The 20,438-nt window shown below is 69.1% G+C and carries 15 protein-coding genes; 7 read left to right on the forward strand and 8 right to left on the reverse strand.

Going from position 1 to position 20,438, the window contains the following annotated elements; genetic code table 11:
• Positions 1 to 122 precede the first annotated feature (122 nt).
• Entirely contained in the window at positions 123 to 950 is an 828-nt protein-coding gene (locus HDC31_RS01235) for a hypothetical protein (RefSeq protein ID WP_218867275.1), read from the forward strand.
• A complete protein-coding gene (locus HDC31_RS01240) occupies positions 947 to 1,816 on the forward strand; it encodes an alpha/beta fold hydrolase (RefSeq protein ID WP_147251290.1) in 870 nt (289 codons plus the stop codon). The genes HDC31_RS01235 and HDC31_RS01240 overlap by 4 nt, the downstream gene beginning before the upstream one ends.
• Here the strand turns inward: HDC31_RS01240 and HDC31_RS01245 are convergent.
• Together HDC31_RS01245 and HDC31_RS01250 are read right to left on the reverse strand one after the other, a co-directional pair.
• A complete protein-coding gene (locus HDC31_RS01245) occupies positions 1,813 to 2,667 on the reverse strand; it encodes a helix-turn-helix transcriptional regulator (protein WP_179515735.1) in 855 nt (284 codons plus the stop codon). The two genes, HDC31_RS01240 and HDC31_RS01245, sit on opposite strands and share 4 nt — an antisense overlap.
• A 31-nt stretch (positions 2,668 to 2,698) precedes the next feature.
• Positions 2,699 to 4,600: a heavy metal translocating P-type ATPase gene (locus tag HDC31_RS01250; RefSeq protein WP_179515736.1), complete on the reverse strand. Its 1,902-nt coding sequence runs from the start codon at positions 4,598 to 4,600 to the stop codon at positions 2,699 to 2,701.
• A gap of 166 nt (positions 4,601 to 4,766) precedes the next feature.
• On the opposite strand from HDC31_RS01250, the gene HDC31_RS01255 reads away from it, so the two are divergent.
• Positions 4,767 to 5,696, forward strand: coding sequence for an endo-beta-N-acetylglucosaminidase H (locus HDC31_RS01255; RefSeq protein ID WP_257021911.1), 930 nt, complete (start codon positions 4,767 to 4,769; stop codon positions 5,694 to 5,696).
• Positions 5,697 to 5,712: 16 nt separating this feature from the next.
• On the opposite strand, the gene HDC31_RS01260 is transcribed toward HDC31_RS01255, so the two are convergent.
• From HDC31_RS01260 to HDC31_RS01275, 4 genes are read right to left on the reverse strand one after another with little or no spacing between them, the layout of a single operon-like run.
• A complete protein-coding gene (locus tag HDC31_RS01260; protein ID WP_113680769.1) occupies positions 5,713 to 8,994 on the reverse strand; it encodes a glycoside hydrolase domain-containing protein in 3,282 nt (1,093 codons plus the stop codon).
• A complete protein-coding gene (locus HDC31_RS01265; protein ID WP_113680770.1) occupies positions 8,991 to 9,923 on the reverse strand; it encodes a carbohydrate ABC transporter permease in 933 nt (310 codons plus the stop codon). Before HDC31_RS01265 ends, HDC31_RS01260 begins: the two co-directional genes overlap by 4 nt.
• Positions 9,920 to 10,807, reverse strand: coding sequence for a carbohydrate ABC transporter permease (locus tag HDC31_RS01270; RefSeq protein ID WP_058632343.1), 888 nt, complete (start codon positions 10,805 to 10,807; stop codon positions 9,920 to 9,922). The genes HDC31_RS01265 and HDC31_RS01270 overlap by 4 nt, the downstream gene beginning before the upstream one ends.
• Before the next feature lie 41 nt (positions 10,808 to 10,848).
• On the reverse strand, positions 10,849 to 12,150 hold the full coding sequence (locus HDC31_RS01275; RefSeq protein ID WP_061018009.1) for an ABC transporter substrate-binding protein: 1,302 nt from the start codon (positions 12,148 to 12,150) through the stop codon (positions 10,849 to 10,851).
• Between the two features lie 214 nt (positions 12,151 to 12,364).
• Between HDC31_RS01275 and HDC31_RS01280 the strand changes: the two genes are divergently transcribed.
• Positions 12,365 to 13,675 carry a glycosyl hydrolase gene (locus tag HDC31_RS01280; protein WP_179515737.1) on the forward strand — a complete coding sequence of 437 codons (1,311 nt, stop codon included), beginning with the start codon at positions 12,365 to 12,367 and terminating at the stop codon, positions 13,673 to 13,675.
• Positions 13,676 to 13,711: 36 nt separating this feature from the next.
• On the opposite strand, the gene HDC31_RS01285 is transcribed toward HDC31_RS01280, so the two are convergent.
• Positions 13,712 to 14,743, reverse strand: a complete 1,032-nt coding sequence (locus HDC31_RS01285) for a LacI family DNA-binding transcriptional regulator (RefSeq protein WP_113680771.1) — start codon at positions 14,741 to 14,743, stop codon at positions 13,712 to 13,714.
• Positions 14,744 to 14,902: 159 nt separating this feature from the next.
• On the opposite strand from HDC31_RS01285, the gene HDC31_RS01290 reads away from it, so the two are divergent.
• Both HDC31_RS01290 and HDC31_RS01295 read left to right on the forward strand, forming a co-directional pair.
• Complete coding sequence (locus HDC31_RS01290) at positions 14,903 to 17,896, forward strand: glycoside hydrolase family 38 C-terminal domain-containing protein (RefSeq protein WP_179515738.1); 2,994 nt, start codon at positions 14,903 to 14,905, stop codon at positions 17,894 to 17,896.
• A gap of 128 nt (positions 17,897 to 18,024) precedes the next feature.
• On the forward strand, positions 18,025 to 18,435 hold the full coding sequence (locus HDC31_RS01295; RefSeq protein WP_046748722.1) for an MmcQ/YjbR family DNA-binding protein: 411 nt from the start codon (positions 18,025 to 18,027) through the stop codon (positions 18,433 to 18,435).
• 55 nt (positions 18,436 to 18,490) lie between these two features.
• Here HDC31_RS01295 and HDC31_RS01300 read toward each other — a convergent pair whose 3' ends face one another.
• A complete protein-coding gene (locus HDC31_RS01300; RefSeq protein WP_113680460.1) occupies positions 18,491 to 19,078 on the reverse strand; it encodes a hypothetical protein in 588 nt (195 codons plus the stop codon).
• Between the two features lie 125 nt (positions 19,079 to 19,203).
• Between HDC31_RS01300 and HDC31_RS01305 the strand changes: the two genes are divergently transcribed.
• Positions 19,204 to 20,436 carry a glycosyltransferase gene (locus HDC31_RS01305; protein WP_061018016.1) on the forward strand — a complete coding sequence of 411 codons (1,233 nt, stop codon included), beginning with the start codon at positions 19,204 to 19,206 and terminating at the stop codon, positions 20,434 to 20,436.
• Positions 20,437 to 20,438 lie beyond the last annotated feature (2 nt).

The raw sequence follows: 20,438 nt of genomic DNA on the forward strand, positions 1-20,438 counted from the left end.
AATCGGTTGCAGCCGGAGACTCGGTGACCAAGGGCAACCTGCTCGACGGGCGAGAGCCGTGAACATGCACGCGATGCGTCAGGCCATGGGCCGCGGTGGCGACGGCTTCGAGCATGGAAGGCATGACACTTCATGAAGAGGAAGGGGCCCCGGTCGTCGTACTCGGAGCCACCGGAACGACGGGCTCGCAGGTGGCGGATCTGCTGGAGGCCGCGGATGTGCGGGTGCGACGCGCCTCCCGCCGCTCGCCGTGGCGGTTCGACTGGGACGACGCGAGCACCTGGCCGTCGCTGTTCGACGGTGCCGGGGCGGTGTACGTGGTCCTCCCCGAGGATCCGATGGACCTCACCCCCTTCGCACGGGTGCTCGCCGACGCCGGCGTCGAGCGCGCCGTGGTGCTCACCGCACGAAACCCGGGGGTCAGCGGTGACGGCATCGCGTCCGGAGCGGAGGAGGTGTTCGGTGCCGCCGCGCCCGCTTCGACCTTCCTGCGCCCCTCATGGTTCGCGCAGGGCTTCACCACAGGTCTCTTCGCCGCTCAGCTGGATGCCACCGGCGAGCTGCGGCTGCCGGTGGGAGATGGGAGGGAGCCGTTCATCGATGCACGCGACATCTCCAGAGTCGCAGCGACGCTCCTGCGATCGCAGACGCCGGGCCCGTCGCACGTCGAGCTCTCCGGCCCGCAGTCGCTCTCGTTCGCCGAAGCCGTCGAGATCGTCGGGCGGCGCACCGGGCGTGCCCTGACCTTCGCCGACATCGGGGTCGACGAGTGGCGGGGATCCGTCGCGCCCTACCTGAAGCCGCGGATGGTGGATGCCCTCGCCAACCTGTTCGACGCGATCCGCGCCGGGCGCGATGATCATCTCTCCGACGGCGTCCACGATGTGCTCGGCGAACAGCCGCACTCGCTGGAGGCCGTGGTCGCCCGAGAAAGCGCGGTGGCGCGGTGACCGGCGAAGTGGCCACCGGGCCGATCCCCCGAGGGGTCAACAGGCGGATGGTGCTGGGCGCGGCACTGGGGGTGACCGCCGCGGTCGCTGCGGGAGCGGGCGGGGCGATCGTCCCGTCCGGCAGTGCTTCCGCCTCCCGTTCCCGCGCCGACCTCGTGCTCATCCACGGCGGATCGCACGGCGGCTGGGCCTGGCGGCGCGTCGTCGACGAACTCGATCCTCGCCGGGGACGGATCCTCACGCCCACCCTGCCGGGAGTCGGCGATCGTGCGCACCGTCTCTCGCCCGACATCCGCTTCCAGGACGGCGTGGACGACATCGTGGCGACGATCGATGCCGAGGAACTGCGTGACGTGGTGCTCGTCGGACACAGCATCGGTGGTGCCTATGTCTCCGCCGTCGCCGAGCGGATCTCCGATCGCCTCCGCGGCGCGGTGTACCTCGACGCGGTCGTCGTCGATCCCGGGGAGCGGATCCTCGACGTGCTCACCCCCGCGAGTCGGGCCGCGCTGCCGACCGTGGTCGCGCAGGCGGGTCAGGGGTACTACGTCCCCAAGCCGCAGGATCCGACGATGTTCGGGGTGACGCGTCGGAACGACGTCGAATGGCTCGACCGCAGGCTCACCGGGCACCCGTGGAGCAGTTGGAGCGACGTCGTACCGATCACCGGCCCGATACCCGATGTGCCCCTGCTCTACATCGACTGCACGGCCCCGCCGTTCGCCGATGTCGGCCCGTCGAAGGACCGTGTGCGTGCGCGGCCGGAGCGATGGTCCGTCACGAAGCTCGCGGCGGGACATGACGCCCTCGTCACGGCCCCTGCCGACGTCGCGCGTCTGATCCGGCGCTTCAGCGCGGGGGTCTAGCCCCGGACGCGGCTCGGCGCGGGATCCACGTAGTTGCGCGGACTCGCGCCGAAGCGGCGTTTGAACGCGGTGCTGAGCGCGAACTCGTCCGAATAGCCGAGCCGATCCGCGACGTCTTTCAACGGCATGTCGGGAGAGGCCTCGAGGAGTTCGAGCGCGTGCGCCATGCGCCACCGGGCGAGGTGCGACGACGGCGTCGAGCCGACGACCTCTCGGAAGAGCTTGGCGAACGCGGAGCGGGACATGTGGGCGTGCGCAGCCATGTCGGAGACCGTCCAGACCGTTCCGAGCTCGCTGTGCACCGCCTCGAGTGTGGCCCCGATCCTCGGATGCGCGACGCCGCCGATCCAGCCCGGTGGTGTCGGCGCCGTGTCGATCCAGGCGGCGACCGCCGCGCACACCGCGACTTCGGTGAGCTTGCAGAGCAGGCTGTCGACGACGGGATCGCGCCTGCCCTCGGCGTGCAGCAATGCGACCACGGAGGCCAGCAGCGGTGTGCTGTCGACCACGATCGTCCGGGGGAGCTCCTGCTCGAGGAGCGTGTAGACGTGTCCGCGACTCTTGAACGTGATCGCTTCGACACCGAAGACAGACCGCATCTCGGAGCTGCTCTCGGCCTGGATCTCGCGGGTCAGAGCGATGGTGTCTCCCTCGGCCGGGCACACCACGGCGAGCTGGTCCGAGCGGACGAGGTGGCGTCGTCCTCCGATATCGACGTGAAGGTCGTCGTGCTCCGGAATGACGAGGAGCTGCGGGGGTGCGCCATCGCTGGGGACCGGCGGTCGATGGGCGTCGCAGCGCCGCGACGAGATCACTCTGATGCTCGAGAGGGCGCGATCCACCGAACTCACTCGACCCCCTCGCTGCGCGGCGGACGCCCCGTCACTCCATTCTCTCCCCGTGCCGGGGCGACGGCTCCGGGGTCGATGCCGGGCGCAGCCCGCTGGGTGGTCCGCTGAGCGCCCGCAGGGCGTAGAGGATGGTCGCGAGGTCGACGAGTTCCTGGACGAGCGCACCGACGACCGCCGGGATGACGCCGGTCATCGCGACGATCATGAGCCCGACGCTCAACCCGATGCCGATCCAGATCGCGGTCAGCGCGACCCGGAGCGTGTGGCGGCCGATCGAGACGGCGTCGACGACCTTCGCGAGCGAATCGACGAGGATCACGACGTCTGCGGCATCGCCGGCGGCAGTGGCTCCCTTCGCCCCCATCGCGATACCGATGTCTGCGGCTGCCAGCACGGGCGCGTCATTGACGCCGTCGCCCACCATGAGCACCGGGCGCGGCTGCATCTCGGCGGCGAGCCGCACCTTCTCGGGCGGCAGCAGCTCCGCGTGGATCTCATCGATGCCGAGCCGGCGTCCCACCGATTCCGCCGTCGAATCCACGTCGCCGGTGAGCATCGCGACGCGATCGACGTCGTGCAGCCGCAGCCACGAGATGACGGCGGACGCTTCGGGGCGGGCGGCGTCGGCGAGCACGAGCACGCCGGCGAAGCGCCCGTCCACCGCCACGTAGGCCGCGGCTTCGCCGGGTTCGAGCTGCGCCCGGACGGTGTCGGGTGCGAGCGAGGCGACGTAGGCGGGCTTTCCGACCACGACGGTGCGCCCGGCGATCGTTGCGGCGACCCCGTTCGTGGCGGTCTCGCTGGCTTCCCGAGCCGCGTGCAGGACGAGCCCCCGCGCATCGGCGGCGCGCCGGATGCCGTCGGCCAGCACGTGCGAGGAGTACTGCTCCGCGGATGCGGCCAGCTGCAGGATCTCGTCGGCGTCGAAGCCCGCAGCGGGGCGGACCTCCACGAGCTCGGGGCGGCCCTGCGTGAGCGTCCCGGTCTTGTCGAACGCGGCGGAGCGCACCCGGGCGATCTGTTCGATCACGGCCCCGCTCTTCATGATCACCCCGGATTTCGCCGCCCGTGAGAGGCCGCCGAGGAATGCCACGGGCGCCGCGATGAGGAGGGGGCACGGCGTCGCCAGCACGAGCACCTCGGCAAAGCGCGTGGAGTCGCCGGAGATCGCCCATGCGGTGCCGGCGAGCACGAGCGACACGGCGGTGAACGGGATGGCGAAGCGGTCGGCGAGGCGGACGATCGGCGCGTGCGACGACTCGGCGGAGTGCACCAGCGCGACGATCTGCTGGTACTGGCTGTCGGCACCGGTGCGCAGTGCTCTGATGCGGACGGCGCGGCTTCCGTTGATCGCCCCGGACAGCACCTCCCCGCCCGCCTCGCGCGTGACCGGCATGCTCTCGCCCGTCAGCGAGGACTCGTCGAACGTCCCCGTGTCGGTCAGGAGCGTCGCATCCACCGGCACGATCTCGGAGGGGCGCACCAGCAGCACGTCGCCGACCGCGACATCGTCGATCGGCACGTCGCGAGCTTCGTCGGAATCGGGCGAGTCCGGGTGTACCAGAACATGGGCGATGCGAGGCGAGCGGTCCAGCAGCGCCGACAGATCCCGCTTGGCCCTGCGTCCGGCGAAGTCCTCGAGCGCCTCACCGCCGGAGAGCATCAGCACGATGATGAGCGCAGCGATGTACTCGCCGACCGCCAGCGTGGCGACCATCGCGACGACGGCCAGGATGTCGAGCCCGACGTGTCCGTGCAGCACGTCGCGTACCATGCCGACCAGTGTCCAGACCACGATGGCCGACACGTACACCGTGGCGAGCCAGCGGCCGATCCCCGCTTCGTCCACCGCGTGCAGCACCCCCACCGCAGCGAAGACCAACACGGTGAGCGTGATCACGGGGTACCGCCACAGCGGTCGAAGCGCGCGCATGCGTCCAGCATCCCGGGAAAGCGGTATCGGCGCCAGTGCCCGTGCGAGGCACTGTTCATGACAGTGGCCGGCACTCTTTCGACCACATCGCTTAAGCGATATAGTCGGCCGCGAGACGCACCGATGCGGCTCGATCTGGACACGACGACGAAGGAGACGAACTGTCATGAGTCAGCCGAAAGCCAGTAACCACCGGTTCCGTAGAGCACTTGCAGCCGCTGCGGCCCTCGCGCTCGCGGGGATGGGGGCGGTCGCCGGATCGACCGCGGCCGCTGCGGACGACACGGCCGCCGAGCCGAAGCTCGCTGTCTACGTGGAAGTCAACTCGAACGATTTAGCGAATGTCGCCGACTACACGCTCGCCGATTCGGGTCGGCCGGCCGTCGACCTGGCGATGATCTTCGCCGCCAACATCAACTACGACGGCGAGAAGGCCTACCTGCACTTCAACGAGCGCGTCACCGAGACGCTTCAGGATGCGCAGAACCAGATCCGACCGCTGCAGGCCCGCGGCACGAAGGTGCTGTTGTCCGTGCTGGGGAATCATCAGGGTGCCGGGTTCGCGAACTTCACGTCGTTCGCGGCCGCGGACGCCTTCGCCGCCCAGCTCGCCGACGCGGTCACGACCTACGGCCTCGACGGCATCGACTTCGACGACGAGTGGACGAACTACGGCGCGAACGGCACGCCGCAGCCCAACGCGCAGTCCTTCGGGTGGCTCGTCTCGGCGCTGCGTGATCGCCTCGGCCCTGACAAGATCATCACCCTGTACGCGATCGGCGAGACCTACACCGTGACGGACTTCACCCGGTTCGATGCCGCAGCGGTGATCGACCACGCCTGGAACCCCTACTACCCGTCCTACAACGCCCCCACGGTGCCGGGTCTCGAGGACAGGGCACGCCTCGGCGCGGCCGCGATCGACCTGTCGAACGTGAGCTCCGCGACAGCCGCGGACTACGCCCAGCGCACGGTCTCCGACGGCTACGGCGTCTATGTGGCGTACAACCTGACCGCGACCGACCAGTCGGGGCTGCTCTCCGGGATCACGCAGGCGCTCAAGGGAGAGGCGACCGAGTACCGAGCGGCTCCGTGAGCGGCACGAGACCCGATCAGTCGAGATCGAAGAGCTCGATCTGACGGAGCGTGACCTCGGCTTCCGCCCGGACGCGGATCGCCGAGGTCACGACTCGTTCCGTGAACGTGAAGGGCGTCGTACGGTCGGCCGGGAGCTCGCAGACATGGGTCGTCGCGACGGTCTCCCACTCACCCGCAGTCGTCAGGCGCTCCCACAGCAGGGCGGAGGAGGAGGCCTCTGAGGTCGTGGTCACCGTGACGTCGCTGACACTCTGCGGCGAGGGGAACCGCCATCCGATCCAGTCCCCGGTGTGCAGGGTGCTCTCCTGCCGACCTTCGAGGGCGAGGCCCGCGCCATCGTCGAAGAGGTGCTCGGGGTTCGTGACCCCTGACGAGGCGAGGGGGTATCCGTCGCGCGACGTCAGATCCTGATGCCAGGGCACCGAGTGCTGCTGCGGATCCGCGACTTCCAGCGCCAGGAGGGGGTCGGTACCGAACCGCAGCTCGAGAACGGAGTCTCCGACCAGCGCATCGATCGGCAGGTCTGCCGACGTCAGGGTCACGCCGTCGAGTCGCGCCTCCTGCAGCACATGGGCGGACGGAGCGGAGCGTCGTGACCGGATCCGCAGCGTCGAGCCGTCGCCGCGAGCCACGCGGATGTCGTCGAACAGCGGGGACCCGATCCGGAGTCGTCCCGAGGCGAGCTCCAGGGGATAGAGCCCGAGTGCGGCCCAGAGCCACCACGCGCTCATCTCGCCGTTGTCCTCGTCGCCCGGGTACCCCTGGCCGATGTGGGCGCCGGCGAACAGGCGCCCGGCGAGGTCGTGCACGACGGACGCGGTCTGCCACGGGCGGTCGGAGAACGCGTACATGAAGGGGATGTGGTGAGCGGGTTGGTTGGAGATCGCGCACATCCCCGACCGCAGGGCGCGTGCCTCCCGCTGCTCGTGGATCACGGTGCCGTATGCACCGCCGAAACGCTCGTCCGCGGTCTCGGGTTCGGCGAAGAGCGCGTCGAGATGGCGGCCGAGACGTTCGGGGCCGCCGTGGAGGTCAGCCAGTCCTGCGCCGTCGTGCACGGCTCCGACCGACATGCCCCAGGCGTTCGTCTCGACGTTGTCTCCGCCCCAGGAGCGGGGGTCGAAGCCTCCTGCGAACTCGCCGAGGGAATCCCTGCCGCGGAAGAATCCGGTGTCCGGGTCGAACAGGGTGCGATACGACCGCGCGCGGTTCGCGAAGTAGCGGGCGAAGGATCGATAGCGGGCAGCATCCGATGCGGACTCGCACTCGGCGGCCAGCTGCGCGGCGAAGTGGCCGAGGGCGGCATCGCTCACCGCGTTCTCGATGCTCCAGCTCATGCCCTCGGGCACCTCCGAGGAGATGTACCCGGTGAACCGGCCGGTCGCGATCCCCTTGCGGCCATGGCGTGCGTCGGGCCCCGGCTCGCAGGCGTTCCGCCACCCGCTCTCGAAGGCGGCCGCGCGGTCGAACCCGACGCCCCAGCGGGCGGCATCTCCGAAGATCTGGTCGCTGGAGGTGCCGACCATGCTGTCGACGTACCCCGGGGCGCTCCACCTCGCCATCCAGCCTCCGCGGCGATACTGCTCCAACTGACCTTCGAGGAGGCGCCCCGTGAGCGCGGGGTCGAGCAGGGCGAGCGCCGGCCACTCGGTGCGATAGGTGTCCCAGTAGCCGTTGTTGACGACGAGCTCACCGTCGACGATCGGTGGGGTATCGCCCCAGGACGCACGCGCAGCGAACACGTCGGCGAACCGCCAGACGGGCGCCTCCGCCGTCCCGACGTTCTCCGCGGCGCTGTTGGGGTACAGGTGCATCCGGTGGAGGGCGGCGGCGATCCGGGAGCGGTGCTCTTCGTCGGCGAGCGAGCGATAGGGGAGGTCGGCGTCCGCCAGCGGGGGGATCGTCACGCGCGACAGCGGCCGATCCCACTGGGCAGCGGTCGCATCGCGCAGCTCCTCGTAGGCGATCGGCGCCGGCGCCTCGGTCTCCAGGGCACGTCGGGCCTGTCCCACGGAGAGGAAGGAGATGCCGATCCGCACCTCGAGTGAGCCCCGTCCGGAGACGTGGCCCGCGACCGCACCGCGTCCGTCATCATCGAGCGGACCGTGTGCGAAGGTTGGCCCGTCCCCACTGGCGTCCCGGTCGGGGTGCATCACCACTCCGGCGAAGAAGCAGCGGGGAGCGTTGCCCCACTCCTCGGAGCCTTCAGGGATCCAGCCCTCGAACCCCCCGGCGTCCGTCCAGGCGAGGCATCCTTCGTCGCTGAGCTGGTCGATGACGAAGCCGATGCGGGCGTCGGCGTCGGAGCTGCACACGCGGAACGCGCCGGTGTGGGCGGTCGCCGTCAGCTGGACGCGCAGGCCATCGCCGAGCTCTGCCGCGTATTCGTGCGGCCGCGCCCGTTCGGTGCCCGGTGTGATCCAGCGCCGTCGCCCTGCACGGCTCGATGTCGGGTCTCCGAGGAAGGGCATCAGCTGCAGCACGGAACGATCGCCGATCCAGGGGCTGGGCTGATGCGAGAACTGCAGGGCCTCGAGTCGTCGCCCCTGCGGGTCGTCGTGCACGAACGGGCGATACGGCCAGCGGGAATCCTCCGCATCGGTCGCCGGCGTGACGAACGTGAACCCGTGGGGCACGGCGACCGCCGGGATGGTGTTACCGCGGGAGAATCGTGCACCCGAGTGCGAGCCGCGGCGGGTGTCGACGCGTTCCGCGGGTGCGAGGTCGGCCGGCGCCGGCACCCTCTCCTCGACCATGAGCTGCACGAAGCCCGTGCAGCGCGAGGGGAGGTCCGCGGCATCGGCACGGGAAGCATCGGCAGGGGAAGCATCGGCAGGGGAAGTATCGGCAGGCAGAGCCGCGGTGCCGAACACGACCTCGACCACCCCCGCGTGACCGGCGAAGGGAGCGAGGGCGACGGTGTCGGCGTTCCATTGCTCCGGCAGGCTCCACCGGGCGTCGAACTGCGCCTGCGCGGTGACCGGGAAGTCGTAGCGGTCCCGCACGGCCGCGTCGTCGCTCAGCCGCGAGCCGTCGGCGAAGCGCACATCGACCGTCACAGCGAGTGAGGCGTGCGGTGCCAGCGTCGCCGCCGGCCCGTCCGCGTAGAACGCCCAGTGCAGCACGGTGTCCTGGGTGATCTCGACAGCGGGGAGATCCGGAACGTCGAGCCGCTGCTCGCCGGCGGACGGATCGAACGAGAAGGCGAAGACCGGAGCCCGGAGCACGCCGCTGCGGGGGCGGGAAGACGGGGGATCGGCCGGGCCGTCCGCCGGGATGAGGTGCACGCTGCTCACCCCTTGATCGCGCCTTCCTGCACGCCCTTGAAGAAGAACCGCTGCGTGAACGAGAACATGATCACGATGGGGACGAGGGCGATCATGGTGCCGGCCGCGATCAGACGCGGGTCGACCGAGAAGCTGCTGTTGAGGTAGGCCATGCCGACCGTCAGCGTGTACTTCGCGGGATCGGAGAGCACGATCAACGGCCAGAGGTAGTCGTCCCAGGCGCCGATGAAGGCGAAGATCGCCACCACCGAGACCATGCCGCGGATGTTCGGCCACACGATGTGGCGGATGCGCTGCCACGTGGTCGCGCCGTCGACGGTGGCCGCGTCGAGCACGTCCTTCGGGATCATGCGGCACGCGGTGGCGACCAGCAGCACGTTCATGGCGCTGATCGCTCCGGGCAGGAACACTCCCCACAGGGTGTCGGCGAGGCCGAGCGCACGGATCGTGAGGAAATTGCTCGTCACGGTCACCTCGCCGGGGAACAGCAGGGTCGACAGCAGGATGCCCATCACGATCCACTTGCCGCGGAACTTCATGCAGGCGAGCGCATAGCCGGCGAATGTGGCCAGGATCACGTTGCTGATCACGGTGCCGACGGAGACGAGCAGCGAGTGCCACGCATACAGGTACACGGGCACGACGTCGGCGACCCTGGTGTAGTTCTGCAGGGTCGGCTCGCGCGGGATCAGCTCCGGGGGGAAGGAGTAGATGTTCTCGGTCGCGCCCTTGAACGAGGTCGACAGCTGCCACACGAACGGTCCGATGACCAGGAAGAGCACGAGCACCAGCAAGGCGTATCGGCCGATCAGCCCGCCGAGAGTCGGCTTGCTGAAGTCGCCGGAGCCGCGGTGCCGGAAGATGCGCTCGCGCGCGGGAGCGGGAGCGTCCTGCGGCTTCTCATCGCGTTCGGGCGCGGTGATCGTCTGAGCGGTCATGCGGGAGCCTTCGCCTTCTTCTCGCGGTTCATGAACGCGATCGCCGCGAGCGGTATGAGCGTCAGGAGGAACAGGGCGACGCTGATCGCAGAGGCGTAGCCGATGTTGCCGTTCAGGCCGGAGCCGACCTGGCGGATGAGCATCACGAGCGACATGTCGTAGCCGCCGGGGCCGCCCGTGCTCTTGGACAGCACGTCGAGCTCGGCGAACACGCGCATGGCCGAGACGGCGATCAGCACCGCGATGAGGAGCATCGCGCCGCGGACCGACGGGATCGTCACCGAGAGGAAGCGGCGGAACGACCCGGCGCCGTCGAGCATCGCGGCCTCGTGCAGTTCCTTGCCGACGTTCCCGAGGGCAGCGAGGTACACGACCATGTAGTAGCCGAGTCCCTTCCACACCGTGAGCAGGATGGCGCACCCGAGCAGCAGCCAGCGGTCGACGAGGAAGGGCATCGGCTTGTCGATCAGGCCGAGGAAGTCGAGCGTCTGGTTGATGATGCCGCGGCTGTCGAACAGCCAGGTCCAGATGAGGGCGACCACCACGACCGAGGCGATCACGGGGAAGTAGAACGTGGTGCGGAAGAACGAGATGCCCGGCAGCTTCTTCTGCACGAGGAGGGCGAGCAGCAGCGGCAGGATCGTGAGCAGGGGCACGCACACCACCACGTAGATGAGACACGTGGTGAGGGCGTTCCAGAACATCTCGTCGCCGAACATGCGCTCGTAGTTGGCTCCACCGACGAAGCCGGGCGTGCGCAACGGCCTGGCGTCGGTGAAGCTGAGGAAGACCGTGTTCAGGAAGGGCCAGAGCGCGAACACCAGCACCCAGATCACGGCGGGGGCGATGAGCAGCCACGGTGTGTACCACTTGTGGGATCTCATCGTCTTCCTCCGGCTCCTGGTGCCGGTGTCCGCGCGCATGCTCACTGGTCCACGCGGTTGGCGTTGGCGTACTCGACGATCTTGTCGAGCTGGGCCTTCGGGTCCGCTTCGCCGTTGACGGCGAGGGCGATCTGCTGGGTCATGTAGGTGGCCATGTCGGACGTCCACTGGAACGGCAGGGCCTTGGCATCCTTCATCGCACCGAACACGGTGTCGATCGCGGCGAGCTGCTTCTCGTCGGTGACGGTCGAGGCGATGCTGTCGACGACCTGGTCTCCACCTTCGGCCGTGCCCGGCGCGGTGCCGACGGCCAGCGACGAGAACGCGACCTGGTTCTCCTGGTTCGTCGCGAACTCCGCGAACGCGAGCGCGGCTTCCTTGTTGTCGGAGTCGGCCGAGACGTTCAGTCCCTGCACGTACAGGGGTGCGACCCCGAGGCGGGGCGTTGCGACCGTGTTCTCGAGCAGTGCCGGGGCGTCCTTCTGCAGGTCGGTCGTGAACCCGGTGCCGCCGGTCGTGAAGGCGACCTTCTCCTGGATGTACGCCTCGGCGTTCCCGCCGTAGTCGCCCGTGAGGGCCTCGGCGGGCATGGCGCCCGCGGCGTAGGCGTCGGCGTACTTCTGGATGATCGCCGCCGCCTCGTCGGTGTTGAAGTCGAACTCGCCCTTGTCGTCGATGACCTCCATGCCGGCGGCCGTGAACGTGTCGAGGGCCGGGATGGAGGAGAGCAGCTGCACCTTGCCGCCAGACTCCGTCGCCACGTCTTCCGCGAGGGTGAGGAGCTCGTCGACCGTGGTCGGCAGGTTCTGCTCGGTCACCCCGAACGGCGCGAGCTGCGCGAGGTTCCACCACGAGGCGTCGCTGGAGAGGTACCAGGGGAGGCCGTAGGTTCCCTCGACACCGGGGTAGGCGCTGTACGCCTCCCATGCGCCGGTGTTGTAGGTCGACTTCAGATCGGGGTCCGCGGTCTCCAGGTCCACGAGCTTGCCTGCCGCGACGAGCGGGTAGGCGATGTCCGGCGGCAGGTTCAGCACATCGGGCAGGGTGTCGGCGTTCGCCTGGCTCAGGATCTTCTCCTGGTAGCCGTCGCCCGGCTGGTCGAGCCACTCCACCGTGACGTCGGGGTGCTCCTTCTCGAACGCGGCGATGAGGTCTTCGAAGTACGGGGTGAACTTCTCGTTCTTGAGCGACCAGGTCTGGAACTGGATCTTCCCGCTCAGCTCGCCCGATGTGTCGATGGGGCCGGAAGCACCGGAGGATGCGCCGCCTCCCGTGCAACTCGTCAGCGCCAGAACGCCGATGGTGAATGCTGCCAGAGCGACAATGCGTGTGGGAACTTTCATCGTGCTTCTTCCTCGAGGCGGGCGAATCCGCGCGGCAGTCCGATCGGGGACTACAACGCTTTAGCAGATGAAACCATCCGATTCCGTCCCTGTCAAGACACCCGGCCGCGAGATCACTGTCTGCGCGCAGGACAGGGTGCATCGTCTGTTGCTCAAGCGTTATAGTGGTGCGAAATCCGCCCTCTCCGGAGGACACGTCCGAAAGGTCTGACACATGACGCAGCGCGGCGCCCTCGATGCTCCTCTGAGGTTCGGGGCGAACTACACGCCGTCGAAGAACTGGATGCACTCCTGGCTCGACTTCACCCCCGACGACGTGCGTCGCGACTTCGCCGCCCTCGCCGAGCTCGGGCTCGACCATGTGCGCGTCTTCCCCCTGTGGACCGTGCTGCAGCCGAACCGCACGCTGATCCGCGAGAAGGCGATCGACGACGTGCGCGCCGTCGTCGACATCGCCGGCGAGTTCGGCATGGATGCCAGCATCGATGTGGTCCAGGGGCATCTCTCGAGCTTCGACTTCGTGCCGTCGTGGTTGTACACCTGGCACGACAAGAACATGTTCACCGACCCCAGGGCGCTCGAGGGGCAGATCGCGCTCGTCGACCGCCTGGGGCGAGCGCTGAGCGAGGCGCCGAACTTCCTCGGGCTGACGCTCGGCAACGAGACGAACCAGTTCTCCGCGCACACGCATCCGTCGCCCTGGCCGGTCACGCAGGACGAGGCCGGGGGGTGGATCTCCGCGCTGCTGGCGGCGGCGGAGGCGGCAGCGCCAGGGCTCCCGCACGTCCACAGCGAGTACGACGCGGTCTGGTACATGGACGGGCACGGCTTCACCCCCGCCCATGCCTCCCGTCTCGGCGCGATGACCACGATCCACTCCTGGATCTTCAACGGCACCGCCCAGCGTTACGGCGGGCGTTCCGTCGCCTCCGACCGTCATGCCGAGTACCTGATCGAGCTCTCCCGCGCCTTCGCGACAGACCCCGACCGGGTGGTGTGGCTGCAGGAGGTGGGCGCCCCCTCGAACTGTCTCACCGACGACGAGATGCCCGGCTTCCTGGAAGCGACCGTGCGCTCGGCCGTGCGCACCGAGAACCTCTGGGGCATCACGTGGTGGTGCTCGCACGACGTGAGCCGTGACCTCGGAGACTTCCCCGAACTCGAGTACACCCTGGGGCTGATCGGTCAGGACGGCGCCGCGAAGCCCATCGGTCGGCGTCTCGCCGAACTCATCCCCGAGCTGCGCCAGCGCGTCGCCCCGCCCGCGCGGGACACCGCGATCGTGGTCGACGTCGACGAGCGTGAGGTTCCCGTGAGCCGCGCGGCACTGAGCCCAGGGGGTGCCGTGTTCCAGGCATGGGTGGACGCCTGCGCCGCCGGACTCGATCCGACACTGGTCACCTCGCACGACGCACTCGACCCTGTCGCGCTCGACGCGCGCGGTATCCGCCGCCTGATCCGCCCCGACCTCTCGGCGGATGCCGTCGACCCCTACGGCTCGGTGAACACGGTCGTTCCCGGCTGATCCGGGTCGGGCGTTCGTCTCAGCCCGTGCGAGTGCTCAGCCCGTGCGAGCGGGCGGAGCCGTGCTCTCGCGCGCCGTGAGCACGGGAGTCGGGCCCTCGACGCTCGGCAGATTCGCTCCCGCCTCGATCTGCTGCAGCAGCAGGGTGGCGGCACGCTCTCCGAGTTCGAAGGTGTCGCGGGTCATCGCCGTGATCGACGGATTGATGAGCCCGGCGATGACCGAGTCGTCGAAAGAGGCGAGGGAGACATCGCGAGGGACGGCGCGGCCCATCTCCTGGGCCACACGGAGACCTGCGACCGCCATCACGTCGTTGTCGTAGACGATGGCCGTCGGGCGCTGTCGCCCCGACAGCAGTGTCCGCGTCACCGCGGAGGCGCGTGCGGGTGAGAAGTCGGTGGTGATGACCTCGCCCTCGAGGCCGTCGGCGGTCATGCCCTCGAGCACCTGGGCCCGCAGTCGCGTGTGCTCGAGCTCGGCAGGCCCAGCGACGTAGGCGATGCGGGTGTGTCCGAGCGCGGACAGGTAGGAGAAGAGCGTCTCGGCCACGGTGTCGTCGCCGATCCAGACGCTGGGCACCGAACCCTCGGGGGAGGGCTCCGACCCGATCATCACGGCGCGGGCGTCGAGGGCTTCGATGCGCCCGACCCTGGGATCGTCTTCGCGGGGGTCGATGAAGATGAACCCGTCGACCTGATTGGAGGAGCGCCACTGCCGGTGCACCTCCATCTCCTCCGCGACATCGGCGACGAGTCGCAGCTGCAGGCTCACCTTGCTCTCCGACAGACGCGATTCGATGCCGGCGATGAGGTCGGTGAAGAAGGCCTCGGAGCCCAGGGAACGAGCGGGGCGGGCGAGGGCGAAGCCCACCGTGTTGGCGCGCGCGCCGACCAGTGCGCGCGCCGCGGAGCTCGGCTGCCAGCCGTTCTCCTCGACGATCGCGAGGATGCGGTGCCTGGTCTCCTCGCTCACGCCGGGGCGCCCGTTGAGGGCGAAGGAGACGGCACCGGGGGACACGCCAGCCATGCGCGCGATATCGGCGATCGTGACGCGTTTCGCCGGACTCATAGTCCCTCACCCTACTTGATCGGTTTAGCCTCGGGAAAGAAGCCGGATCGTGCCCTAGACTCGTGCACTAGATCGCTTTAGTACAACAGATAGCATTCAGTCACAGCGCATCACCGCAGACCCGAATCAGCCCTCACCGTCGAGCCCGGAGACCCACTCATGCATGACGACACCTCGCTCACCGTCGGCCGCGTCAAGCGCGTTCTCGAGGAGCGCATCCGCCCGGCGATCCACTCGGCCTCCGTGCCGCTCGGCGTCGAGATCCACGAGCTGCCCGGCGAGCCCATCGCCCCCGCCGAGGGGCTCGCCCTCGACTACGCGCCAGGCGTCGTCGGGGCGCCGTGGGGGCCCGCCTGGGGCACCACCTGGTTCAAGCTCACCGGACGCGTCCCGGCAGAGTGGGCGGGCCGCCGGGTCGAGGCGCTCATCGACCTCGGCTTCGACGTGAACATGACCGGCTTCCAGTGCGAGGCCCTGGCTTATCGTCCGGACGGCACGCCGATCAAGAGCATCAACCCGCGCAACCAGTGGGTGCCGATCGCCGAGACCGCCGCGGGTGACGAACCCATCGAGCTGTACCTCGAGGCGGCGTCCAACCCGGTGCTGCTGGACTACCACCCCTTCCTGCCGACGCAGGAGGGCGACATCCTCACGTCCTCGAAGGAGCCGCTCTACCGCGCCCGCCGGATGGACCTGGCGGTGTTCGAGCCCGAGGTGTTCGACCTGTCCCTCGACCTCGAGGTGCTGTTCGAGCTGCAGGCGGAGCTCCCTGCCACGTCGCCGCGCCGCATGCGCATCCTGCAGGCCATGGACGACGCGCTCGACGTGCTCGACCTGCAGCACATCGTGGAGACCGCCTCCGACGCCCGCGCCCGCCTCGCCGATGTGCTGGCCGCTCCCGCAGAGGCGAGCGCGCACCGCATCTCGGCCGTCGGTCACGCGCACATCGACTCGGCCTGGCTGTGGCCGGTGCGCGAGACGATCCGCAAGGTCGCGCGCACGACCTCGTCCATGACCACGCTCATCGAGGAGCAGCCCGAGTTCCAGTACGGGATGTCGAGCGCGCAGCAGTACGCCTGGATCAAGGAGCACCGCCCCGAGGTGTGGGAGCGGGTCAAGGCTGCGGTCGCCGCCGGACGCTTCCTGCCGCTGGGCGGCATGTGGGTGGAGTCCGACACCGTCATGCCGACGGGAGAGTCGCTCGTGCGGCAGTTCTCGCACGGGCAGCGCTTCTTCGAGCGCGAGTTCGGCATCCGCTCGAAGGGCGTGTGGCTGCCGGACAGCTTCGGCTATTCGCCGGCCCTTCCGCAGCTGATGCGCCGTGCCGGGTTCGAGTGGTTCTTCACGCAGAAGATCTCGTGGAACCAGCAGAACGTGTTCCCGCACCACTCCTTCCTCTGGGAGGGCATCGACGGCTCGCAGGTGTTCACGCACTTCCCGTCGATGGACACCTACAACTCGCAGCTGAGCGGTATGGAGGTGGCGAAGGCCTCCCGTCAGTTCAAGGAGAACCGCCTCAGCTCGCGGTCGATCGCTCCGGTCGGCTGGGGCGACGGCGGCGGCGGCACGACCCGTGAGATGACCGGCAAGGCCGAGCGTCTGCGCGACCTCGAGGGCAGCGCGCAGGTCGTATGGGAGCACCCCGACGTGTTCTTCGACGCCGCCAAGGCCGAGCTGCCGAACCCGGCGGTGTGGGTCGGCGAGCTCTACCTCGAACTGCACCGCGGCACGCTCACCAGCCAGCACGCCACGAAGGCCCTGCACCGCTGGGCCGAGCATGCTCTGATCGAAGCAGAGCTGTGGGCCGCCACCGATGCCGTGCGCACCGGTGCCGAGTACCCGCAGGCGGAGCTCGACCGGCTGTGGCAGGCCGTGCTGTTGCACGAGTTCCACGACATCCTGCCCGGGACATCGATCGCGTGGGTGCACCGCGAGGCCGTCGCCGTGCTGTCCGACGTGCTGTCGGATGCGCGCGACATCGCCGACGCCGCGCGCCGGTCGCTCGCCGGCGAGGGTGACCGCGAGCTGCGGTTCGAGCCGAGCTCGGTCGCCGGTGGTCGGGCGCTGGGCGCCGCGTTCGTGGGGGAGTCGACGGTCGCACCCGTGACGCTCGTCGAGGAGGCCGATGGCTGGCGGATCGAGAACGACCTCGTGTCGGTGCTCGTCTCGGGCGAGGGGCTGATCGTGTCTGCCGTCGACAAGGCGTCGGGCAGGGAGACGGTCGCCGCAGGCAGGGCCGCGAACCTGTTCCAGTTGCACCAGGACTTCCCGAACATGTGGGACGCCTGGGACATCGACCGGTACTACCGCAACAGCGTCGACGACCTCACGGCGGTCTCCTCCATCGAGGCATCACTCGTGAACGGTGTCGCGCAGATCGTCGTCGTGCGCCCGTTCTCGGAGTCGACCATCACGCAGACGATCGTGCTCGCGCCGAAGTCGCGCACCGTGCTGCTGCGCAATGACATCGACTGGCACGAGACCGAGAAGCTGCTCAAGCTGGCGTTCCCGCTCGACATCCAGGCGTCGCACACCGAAGCCGAGACCCAGTTCGGTTACCAGGCGCGCGTCACGCACACGAACACCAGCTGGGAGGCCGCAAAGTTCGAGACCTCGATGCACCGGTTCGTGCTCGTGCGCGAGCAGGACTTCGGTGCGGCCCTCGTGAACGACTCGATCTACGGGTACGACACGACGCGCGAGGTCGGCGAGGACGGGGTCACCACAACCGTGCGGCTCTCCCTGCTGCGGGCGCCGCGCTTCCCCGACCCGGACACGGATCACGGTCCCCACGAGATCGAGGTCGGCTTCGTGATCGGCGCCGACGCCGCGATCGCCACAGCCGAGGGCATCCGCATCAACAGCCTGCCCACGGTTCTCCGCGGGGCGCGCGAGGTCGAGCCGCTGGTCTCGGTGCAGGGCGAGGGCATCGTCGTGTCGGCCGTGAAGCTCGCCGACGACGGTTCCGGCGACGTCATCGTGCGTGTGTACGAAGCGCTCGGGCGTCGTGCGGTCGGCGAGCTGTCCGTGGGCTTCGACCACCGTGAGGTGCGCGAGGTGAGTCTGATCGAGGACGAGATCGACGATGCACGGACGGGCGGTGCGCTGCGACTGCGTCCCTTCGAGGTGCGGACGCTGCGCATCGTGCGTTGAGCATCGTGCGCTGAGCCTCGTGCGCTGAGCCTCGTGTGCTGAGCCCGCGTGTGCTCCTGCTCTCGCGTGTGTGGGTGATGTGCGCGGACCCGTTGTCGTGGCAGGGCGAACGGGTGCACGATGGCGGGATGGTGAGCATCGACGATGTGCGCGCGATCGCCCTCGCCTTGCCCGGCGCCGAGGAATCCGTCGGCGGTCACACCGGAGCGGCGGCCTGGCGGCTGAAGAGCGGCCAGTTCGCGTGGCTTCGCGGACCGAGAACGACCGATCTGCGACAGCTCGCCGAGGCCGGGCGTGAGTGGCCCACCGGTGATGTGCTCGCGGTGCGGGTCGCCGACCTCGAAGAGAAGGATGCCCTTCTGGCCGCCGAGCCGGATGCGCTGTTCACGATCCCCCACTTCGACGGCTACCCGGGACTGCTCGTCCGTCTCGATGCCGTCGACCGGGGCCGGCTCGAAGAGATCATCACGGATGCATGGCTGGCGCGTGCCCCTGCGAGAGTCGCGAAGGCATGGTTGGATTCGCACGGACTGGAATGACGCGGGATGCGATCCGCGGCCTCCCGGGAATCACACGGGGAGCGGGAGAGCGATGTCAGGCAGGCGGCAGTCTCAGCACGTCGGGGGACTCGCCGCCCGTGAGGTCGTCGGCGATGAGGAGGCTGCGCGCGAGGTCGTCCAGCGCGCCGATCAGCGTGCCGAACCGCTCCTTGTCGCTGCACACGGCCGTCAACGTCACCAGGTGCGTACCCGTGTCCCAGGTGTACGTCGCGAACGGCGGCGAGGCGGGCGACGGCGGCATCGGGACGAGCAGTTTCTCGCCGACGCCGAGCCTCGTGGGGAACGACTCCGTGTCGTCGTAGTCCATCGGCATCGAGGCCCGGGCGATGCGCACATCAGGCGTCAGCACCTGTGCGGTCGCCATCGCCACGACGAGCTCGGGCTCCGCCTTCCACGTCCACACCAGCACGCGTCCGTCCGCACGCTTCATGAGCATCGGCGCCGCCTGGCTCATCGCCCACGCGCCGAACCTCGAGCCGGGTCGCTCCGTCGCTCCGACCGCGGCGTTGACCTGGCCGAGCAGCATCCGGATCGCGGCCTTCCGGTGGCGGCGGCCCTTCCAGCCGAGCGAGTCCGTCACGGGAATCCACAGCTGGGGATCGGCGTCGGCACTCAGTCGCATGACTCCACGGTAGCCGGTGCGTCTGAGTGATGCCCGGTACGCCTCGGCGGCACGATCAGGGCCCTCCGGTAGAGTGGCCAGCGCCCGACCAGGGCTCTCCCTTGGCCGCCACATCGTAAGGCAGCATGTCTGTGACCTCCTCCGACGATCCGATCGATCCGTCGAGCGGCTCCGCCGCCGAATCCGCGCCCCGACCGTTGAAGATCGTGATCGGCTGCGACACGTTCGCGCCCGACATCAACGGCGCCGCCCGCTTCGCCGAGCGCCTCGCCGCCGGCCTCGTGCAGCGCGGACACGACGTGCACGTCGTCGCCCTCAACCAGGCCTACCGCCGCGCCGAGCCGCGGACCGAGGTCATCGAAGGCGAGCCGATGACCCTGCACCGGCTGCCGTCGGTCCGCTGGCCTCCGCACGACTGGCTGCGTTTCGTATGGCCCTGGCGCTCGAAGCACTACGCCCGCAAGGTGCTCGACCGGGTGCAGCCGGACGTGGTGCACATCCAGTCGCACATCGTGATCGGTCGCGGACTGGCGCGCATCGCCCACGAGCGCGGCATCCCCGTCATCGCGACCAATCACGTGATGGCCGAGAACATCCTCGATCACACGACCATGCCCAAGTTCATCGACGACCTGGTGCTGAAGTTCGCCTGGGCCGACGCGAAGCGCACGTTCGACCTGACCAGGGCGATCACCACGCCCACCCGCCGTGCCGCCGACTTCCTCGAGAACACCGTCGAGGTGAAGGGGGTCATCCCCGTCAGCTGCGGTATCGACCGTTCGCAGTACACGCCGGTCATCGGTCCGCGCGAGAAGAACCGCATCGTGTTCGTCGGACGCCTCACCGCCGAGAAGCAGGTCGAGGTCATCCTCCAGGCCATGACGAAGCTCGACCCCGCGCTCGAGACCACGTTCGACATCGTGGGCGGGGGCGACCAGCGCAAGCAGCTGGAGCACCTGACCGCCCAGCTCGGTCTCTCCGACCGGGTGACCTTCCATGGGCGCACCACCGACGAGGAGCTGCGAGCCCTGCTGTCGCGGGCGAGCCTGTTCGTGATCGCCTCGATCGCCGAGCTGCAGTCGATCGCGACCATGGAGGCCATGGCTTCGGCCCTGCCCGTCGTCGCGGCCGATGCCGTGGCCCTCCCGCACCTGGTGCACGACGGCGAGAACGGCTACCTGTTCGAGCCGGGGAATGCCGACGAGCTCGCTGCACGCCTCACCGACGTGCTCACGGCGGAGCCCGCGGAGTACGAGCGGATGCAGCAGGCCTCGCTCGACGGCGTCCTGATCCACGACATCAACCGCACCCTCGACACCTTCGAGGCGCTGTACCGCGACGAGCCGCTGCCGGAGTAACC

It is taken from the genome of Microbacterium sp. JAI119 (assembly GCF_013410135.1).
GTDB lineage: Bacteria > Actinomycetota > Actinomycetes > Actinomycetales > Microbacteriaceae > Microbacterium > Microbacterium oxydans.